The organism is Brevibacterium sp. HMSC22B09, assembly GCF_001806795.1.
GTDB classification, from domain to species: Bacteria; Actinomycetota; Actinomycetes; order Actinomycetales; family Brevibacteriaceae; genus Brevibacterium; species Brevibacterium ravenspurgense.
The window spans coordinates 139,699-147,045 of the sequence record NZ_KV786025.1 but is presented as its reverse complement, the minus strand read 5'-3'; the positions used below and the strand labels follow the sequence as shown (position 1 = coordinate 147,045).

The window sequence follows — 7,347 nt, the reverse complement described above, 5'->3', positions numbered from 1 at the left end:
TGAGAACGCATTACACCGCAAATCTGCACCGCAAGGCAGAACGACGAGGCGGAGGGACGGAATTATCGGCAACCTACGGCTTGGTTACCTGCGGGCTGGCTGCCAGAGGGCCAAACTCGCGGCGGCGGGCTGGGCTGCCGGCGGCTGAAGCGCAGCCTTAGCGGTCCAAACTCACGCACTAATGCAAACTCACGCCGTAATGCGCCACATTAACGCGTGAGAACGCATTACACCGCAAATCTGCACCACCGGGCCGAACAACGAGGCGGAGGGCCGGGCTTGTTGGCAAGGCCGGGTCCGGTTGCCGGGCGAGCTTACAGCACCTGGGCAGCGACAACACTCACCGCAACAAGCCCCGCGCACACAGCCCACGGCACCCAGAGGAAGCGCACGCGCACACCGTCGGAGTCTTCCGACGCAGCCCCACCAGTCGCTTCAGCACCGTCGCGGGCGTCGGAGGCTCGGCTGCGAATGAGAGTCGCGGCATCGTGAGCGGCATCATCCCCCGCGAAGCGACGATTGCGCTCCGGCCCCGCCCACGCTGAATAGCTGCGGTCGTCGGTAGTCACTGTTACAACGGCACGAACCTGCACATCGCGAACAGCCGCATAGGGCACGGTGATTTCTCGCACCGGACCTCGCAGCACCAAATCCTCCTGGCGCAGGCGCAAGCACGGCTTGTAGATAAATTCCCACGCAGCCACGCACACAGCGAGCAGCGCCGAACCAGCAATGAGCCACAGAGCCGGTGTGCCCCGCAGCAGAGTGTCGATCATGAAAAAGCACGACACGAAGAAGACCATCTGAAACGTGAAGGTACTGAGCCTCGAGCGATATTCACCGTCACCCACAAGAACAGGCTTGCCAGGCATAACAGTCGCCCTCCCGCGCCAGTCGGCACCTCGACACCAAAAACCAACACCCTATTGTGCACCGGCAGCCTAGCCGCGCAGAATCACGCGCTCATGCAGATTCACGCTTTAATGCGCTGCATTAACCCGCAAAAACGCATTAAAGCGTGAGACCAGCGCCAACCGGCGGCCAATCCAGTCAACCAGCGCCAACCGCCAGCCCAACCATCAACACTCAACGACGTTGACGGCGAGGCCTCCCATGGCGGTTTCTTTGTACTTGTCCATCATGTCTTCGCCGGTGGCCTTCATCGTGGCGATGACTTCGTCGAGGGACACGCGGTGCGTTCCGTCGCCCCACATGGCCATTTTCGCGGCGTTGATCGCCTTGCCCGAAGCGATGGCGTTGCGCTCAATGCAGGGGATCTGCACGAGCCCGTTGATTGGGTCGCACGTGAGTCCCAGGTTGTGTTCCATGGCGATTTCAGCGGCGTTTTCCACCTGCATGACGCCTCCGCCGAGTACCGCGGCAAGACCGGCGGCGGCCATTGAGGAAGCTGACCCCACCTCGCCCTGGCAGCCGACTTCGGCACCGGAGATCGAGGCGCGCTCCTTGTACAGCACACCGATTGCCCCGGCGGTCAGCATGAAGCGGACGATCGCCTCGTCCCGGCTCATCGAGATTTCAGAGTTGATGCCGCCGTGGCGGGCTCCGCCTTCGACGCCGCGCACGTAGTTCAAGGCGTAGAACATGACGGCCGGGATGATGCCGGCGGCTCCGTTGGTCGGCGCGGTGACGACCCGCCCGGCGCTGGCGTTCTCTTCGTTGACGGCCAGCGCTACGAGGTTGACCCATTCCTGGTAGTACTCGGGCCTGCGTTCGGGGTCTTCCTGCAGCAGACGCTGGTGCCACTTGTGCGCGCGCCTGTGCACGTTGAGGCCGCCGGGCAGAATGCCGTCGCGGGCCACGGAGTTCCGCTCGCACTCCTCCATGACGGAGTAGATGTGCAGCAGGCCCGCACGGATCTCCTCTTCGCTGCGGTGGGCCTTTTCGTTCTCCAGCATCACCTGCCACACCTCGAGCCCGGATGTGCGGCACTGTTCAACGAGTTCCGCTCCCGAGGTGAAGGGATAGGGGGCTTCTGCTCGCTCCTCTTCCGCTTCTTCCTGGAGGCCGCCGTCGAGTTCAGACTGGCTGACGACGAATCCGCCGCCGACGGAGTAGTAGGTTTCTTCGGCAATCACACCGCCGTCGGCATCCTTTGCCTGAAGGGTCAGCGCGTTGGTGTGGTGGTCGAGCACGGTCAGGGGGCGTTTGACCATGTCTTTTTCGCTGAACTCGATGTCCCACTTGTCACCGAAGCGCAGCACGCCCGTCTTTTCGATCCGCTCGGTGCGCTCTGCGAAGTCATCCGGCTGGATGCGGTCGGGTTCGCAGCCTTCGAGGCCTGCGAGGATCGCATCGAATGTGCGGTGACCGGCTCCCGTTGCGGCAAGGGATCCGAAAACATCGACTGCGAGCGCTGCGGGCTGTCTGTCTCCGACCAGCTGCACGAAGCGCGCGGCTGCCCGCATGGGGCCGACGGTGTGGGATGACGATGGGCCGACGCCCACTTTGAACAGATCAAAAACGCTGACGGTCATGTTTCCTCCTGTTGTGCGACGCTGCACGGCCAAGGTGGTGTCGAGTTGGGGATGCTCGAGGTGGGGCGAGGGGGTGGGGATGCGTGCCCGGACCGAGAGGGGGTCCGGTCCGGGCGACCAGGTGGGTGGATCAGACGTGGTTTGCTTCTCCGTAGGCGGCGGCGTCCATGATGTCGCCGACCTCGGTGACGGAGACTTCGAACAGCCAGCCTTCACCGTAGGGATCGGAGTTCAGCAGCGACGGGTTGTCGTCGACGTCTTCGTTGACGGCCGTCACTTCGCCTGAAACGGGGCAGTAGAGGTCGGAGACCGACTTGGTCGATTCGACTTCACCGCAGACTTCACCGGCGGTGACGGTGTCGCCGACTTCGGGGAGGTCTGCGAAGACGACTTCGCCGAGCGCGTCAGCGGCTACTGCGGTGATGCCGACGCGGACGGTGGTGCCGACGATGTTATCGCCGGTGGCGTTGATCCATTCGTGTTCTGCCGAGTACGAGTAGTTCTCCGGCAGCGGGGGCAGTTCAGCCATTGTGGGTTCCTCTCAATCAGGTGGTCTGGGGGCGGGTGTTGTCAGCGGTGCACAAAGCGGGTATCAGTGGGCACCGCTGTTGTAGAAGGGTGTTTCGACGACGCTGAAGTCGTAGGACTTGCCGCGGATGTCGACGGTCACGGCGGTGCCGGGTTCGGCGTGTGCCGTGTCGAGGTAGGCCAGGGCGATGGGGTGGCTCAGGGTGGGCGACGGCTGGCCGGAGGTGATGACGCCGACTTCGGCGCCGTCCACGAAAACACCAGCACCGGCGCGTGCGGCACGGCGGCCTTCCGACGACAGTCCGACGAGTTTGCGCGGTGTGCCCTCGGCCTGGTCGGCGTCGCCCAGCTTCTGCATTGTTTCGCGGCCGTAGAAGTCGCCCTTGTTCTTGAGCGCTCCGCGGACCATGCCGCCGAAGCCCGCGTCAAACGGCGTGGTTTCGCGCGTCAGTTCGTTGCCGTAGAGCGGCATGCCCGCTTCCAGGCGCAGTGAGTCGCGCGATGCCAGTCCGCACGGCAGTGCGGCACCGTCGAATTCGGCTGCGTTGATGCTCATCAGGCGGTTCCACAGGGCTTCGGCGTCGGCGTTCTTGATGTACAGCTCGAAGCCGTCTTCGCCGGTGTAGCCGGTGCGGGCCAGGAATACCTCCACGCCGTCGACCGTGATGAACGTCCACGCGTAGTATTCGAGGTCTGTGATCTTGGCGCAGTCTTCGCGGTCGTCGCACTCGGTGCTGCCGCACACGGCCGCCAGCAGGATTTCCTCGGACTTCGGTCCCTGCACGGCGATGAGCGCTGTGTCGTCGGATTCGTTGCGCACTTCGAAGTCCGCGGCAGCGCCGGCTGCCTTGGCTTTTTCGGCGCGGTCTTCGAGTGCGGCCACGACGGCGGGGGTGTTGCCGGCGTTGGGCACGATGAGGAATTCGTCATCGCCCAGGCGGTAGGTGATGACGTCGTCGAGGATGCCGCCGGCCTCGTCGATGATGACGCCGTACTTTGCCTTGCCGTTTTTCATGATGGAGTAGCGCGACAGGAGCGCGTAGTCCATGAAGGCGGCCGCATCGGCGCCGGTGACGCGGACTTCGCCCATGTGGGACAGGTCGAAGATGCCGGCGAATTCGCGGACGGCACGGTGTTCGGCGAGTTCGGAGCCGTATTTGAGCGGCATGTCCCAGCCGCCGAAGTCGGTGAAGTTCGCGCCGAGTTCAGCGTTGATCTGGTGCAGGGGTGTCTGCTTGGTCATGGGGTCTCCTCTGTCAGGCTTCGGCGTCGGCCGATTCGATGTCGAAGGCTTCTGGCGGCGGGCATTCGCAGACCAGGTTGCGGTCGCCGTAGGCACCGTCGATGCGGCGCACCGGCGGGAAGTACTTGGTCAGCTTCAGACCGGGCACGGGGAAGACCGCGGTCTCGCGCGAGTACTTCTGGTCCCAGTCGTCCATGACGCAGGTGGCGGTGTGCGGTGCGTTCTTCAGCGGCGATTCTTCGTAGGTGTATTCGCTGCCGATTGCGCGGATTTCTTCGCGGATGGTCTTCATCGCTTCGATGAAGCGGTCGAGTTCGCCCTTGTCTTCCGATTCGGTCGGTTCGACCATGAGCGTGCCGGCCACGGGGAACGCGAGTGTCGGGGCGTGGAACCCGAAGTCGATGAGCCGCTTGGCTACGTCTTCTGCTGTCACTCCGGTTTCGGCGGTGATGGCGCGCAGGTCGAGGATGCACTCGTGTGCCACCAGCCCGTTCTCACCGGTGTAGAGGGTCGGGAAGTCCTCGCTGAGCGACTTCGCGATGTAGTTGGCTCCCAGCAGCGCAGAATAGGTGGCTTCGCGCAGTCCGTCCGGGCCCATCATCTTGAGGTAGGCGTACGAGATCGGCAGGACGCCTGCCGAGCCGTACTTGGCCTGGGAGATCGGCAGCGAGGTGTAGTCCTCTTCGCCGCTGACAGCGCGGCTGTCGCTGGAATCACCGGGCATGAAGGGGCGGAGGTGTTCGCGGGCTGCGACCGGGCCCACACCGGGGCCGCCGCCGCCGTGCGGGATGGTGAAGGTCTTGTGCAGGTTGAGGTGGCTGACGTCGCCGCCGAACTGACCGGGCTTGGCCACGCCGACGAGCGCGTTCATGTTCGCACCGTCGATGTATACCTGACCGCCGGCGTCGTGGATCGACGAGCACACGCGGCGCACATCGGCTTCGTACACACCGTGGGTGGACGGGTAGGTGATCATGATGCCGGCGAGCACATCACGGTACTTCTCAATCTTGGCGTCGAGGTCTTCAAGGTCGATCGACCCGTCTTCTGCGGACTTCACGACGACCACCTTCAGCCCTGCGAGGATGGCCGATGCGGCGTTGGTTCCGTGGGCGGAGCTGGGCACCAGCATGACGGTGCGCTCGGGCTGGCCGTTGGACACGTGGTAGCCGCGAATGGCCAGCAGGCCTGCCAGTTCGCCCTGTGAGCCTGCGTTGGGCTGGATCGACACGACGTCGTAGCCGGTGACTTCGGCCAGCAGCTCTTCGATGTTGTCAATCAGTTCGCGCCAGCCGGCGGTCTGGTCTTCCGGTGCCAGCGGGTGGATGGATGCGAAGCCGGGCCAGGTGATGGCTTCCATTTCGGCTGCCGCGTTGAGCTTCATGGTGCACGAGCCCAGCGGGATCATGGTGCGGTCCAGCGCGAGGTCGCGGTCTGCCAGCGTGCGCAGGTAGCGCATCATGAGGGTTTCGGAACCGTAGGTGTTGAACACCGGGTGGGGGAGGAAGTGCGTGTTGCGCTGCAGAGCTTCCGGCACGCGCGGTGCGGGAACAGCTGCCGGACCGAAGGCGCCGGTGCCTGCGGCTTCGAATTCTTCTGCGTCGATGCGGCCGGTAGCCCCGAGGGCTTCCAGGAGCGTGTTGGCGTCGGCAACCGTATGCGGTTCGCCGAAGCTCACACCCACGTGGGTGTCGTCGATCCGCAGGATGTTGATGCCGGCTTCGCAGGCGGCGGCGACTGCCGCGTCAGCGTCGGGCACGCGCACAGCAACCGTGTCGAAGAAGCTTTCCGACATAGATTCGAGGTTGCCGTCGAGCTTGTCGGCGAAGGCCACGGCCAGGCGGTGGATGCGGCTGGCGATCTTCGCAAGACCCACGGGACCGTGGTAGACGGCGTACATGGATGCGACATTGGCCAGCAGCGCCTGGGCGGTGCAGATGTTCGACGTGGCCTTTTCGCGGCGGATGTGCTGTTCGCGGGTCTGCAGGGCCAGGCGGTAGCCGGGCTTGCTGTCAGCGTCCTTGGACACACCCACCAGGCGGCCCGGGATCTGTCGCTTGAGCTTTTCGGTCACGGCCATGAACCCGGCGTGCGGACCGCCGAAGAACAGCGGAACGCCGAAGCGCTGAGCCGAGCCGACGGCAATGTCGGCACCCTGCTGAGCGGGGGTGCGCAGCATCGTCAGAGCAAGGAGGTCACACGCGAAGGTGACCATTGCGGAACGCTCCTTGGCACCTCGTACGGCGTCGGTGAAGTCGCGCACGGCACCCGAGGTGCCCGGCTGCGCACAGACGATGCCGAACACGTCTTCGCCGATCAGGCCCTGGGACAGGTCAGCGATCTGCACCTGGAAGTCCATGGCCTTGGCGCGGGCGCGGATGATCGCGATGGTCTGCGGGTGCAGTTCGGAGTCGAGAACAACCGAAGAGCCCTTTTTGTTGGCCCGGCGCATGAGCAGCACGGCCTCTGCGACTGCGGTGGCTTCGTCCAGCAGTGACGCATTGGCGATGTCGAGGCCGGTGAGGTCCTGAACCATCTGCTGGAAGTTGAGCAGACCCTCAAGCCGGCCCTGCGAGATTTCCGGCTGGTAGGGCGTGTAGGCGGTGTACCAGGCGGGGTTTTCCACCAGGTTGCGGCGGATGACGGTCGGGGTGATCGTGTCGTAGTAGCCGCGGCCGATCATCTGCGTCTTCTGCACGTTCTTCGCAGCGAGTTCACGCAGGTGGGCGAGCATTTCGACTTCCGACAGAGCGGCAGGAGTCTGCACACCGTCGTCCTGGATGTTCTCCGGAACAGCGGCACGCGCCAGGGCTTCAAGCGAATCGAAGCCGACCGTTTCAAGCATGGCGGCGGTTTCGTGAGCGCGCGGGCCGATGTGGCGGTCAGCGAAAGGGCGCTCGGAGTCACCGGTGAAGGAGGTGACGTGGGACAGAGCTGCGGTAACGGCTTCCGGGGCAGCGGTGCGGTTCTCGAAAGTCACAGGCGTTCCTTGGGTCGGAGTCTTGCTGGCCAGCTGGCGCAGCTGCGGCTTCCTCCCCGCTCTGTTGCCGTGCGGTCGGCCTCGCGGCGCGTTCCGACAGC

Annotated in this window: 5 protein-coding genes; all 5 read right to left on the bottom strand. The window is 64.5% G+C overall.

Annotated elements, in window-relative coordinates:
- Positions 1–314: 314 nt before the first annotated feature.
- The 5 genes from HMPREF3087_RS08540 to gcvP all read right to left on the bottom strand — a co-directional run bounded on the left by HMPREF3087_RS08540 (position 315) and on the right by gcvP (position 7,246).
- Positions 315–791 carry a hypothetical protein gene (locus HMPREF3087_RS08540; protein ID WP_141738915.1) on the bottom strand — a complete coding sequence of 159 codons (477 nt, stop codon included), beginning with the start codon at positions 789–791 and terminating at the stop codon, positions 315–317.
- Positions 792–1,079: 288 nt separating this feature from the next.
- Positions 1,080–2,495 (bottom strand): L-serine ammonia-lyase, encoded by a 1,416-nt coding sequence (locus HMPREF3087_RS08535; RefSeq protein WP_070428793.1) that lies wholly within the window; start codon positions 2,493–2,495, stop codon positions 1,080–1,082.
- A 130-nt stretch (positions 2,496–2,625) separates the two neighbouring features.
- Positions 2,626–3,024 carry a glycine cleavage system protein GcvH gene (gcvH, locus tag HMPREF3087_RS08530; protein ID WP_070424093.1) on the bottom strand — a complete coding sequence of 133 codons (399 nt, stop codon included), beginning with the start codon at positions 3,022–3,024 and terminating at the stop codon, positions 2,626–2,628.
- A 63-nt stretch (positions 3,025–3,087) separates the two neighbouring features.
- Positions 3,088–4,266, bottom strand: a complete 1,179-nt coding sequence (gene gcvT, locus HMPREF3087_RS08525) for a glycine cleavage system aminomethyltransferase GcvT (protein ID WP_070428792.1) — start codon at positions 4,264–4,266, stop codon at positions 3,088–3,090.
- A 13-nt stretch (positions 4,267–4,279) separates the two neighbouring features.
- Positions 4,280–7,246 carry an aminomethyl-transferring glycine dehydrogenase gene (gcvP, locus tag HMPREF3087_RS08520; protein ID WP_370919333.1) on the bottom strand — a complete coding sequence of 989 codons (2,967 nt, stop codon included), beginning with the start codon at positions 7,244–7,246 and terminating at the stop codon, positions 4,280–4,282.
- Positions 7,247–7,347 lie beyond the last annotated feature (101 nt).

Bases quoted from the DNA above. Each gene is read 5' to 3' on its own strand.
- HMPREF3087_RS08535 (WP_070428793.1), bottom strand. From the start codon at position 2,495: ATGACCGTCAGCGTTTTTGATCTGTTCAAAGTGGGCGTCGGCCCATCG.
- gcvT (WP_070428792.1), bottom strand. From the start codon at position 4,266: ATGACCAAGCAGACACCCCTGCACCAGATCAACGCTGAACTCGGCGCG.
- gcvH (WP_070424093.1), bottom strand. From the start codon at position 3,024: ATGGCTGAACTGCCCCCGCTGCCGGAGAACTACTCGTACTCGGCAGAA.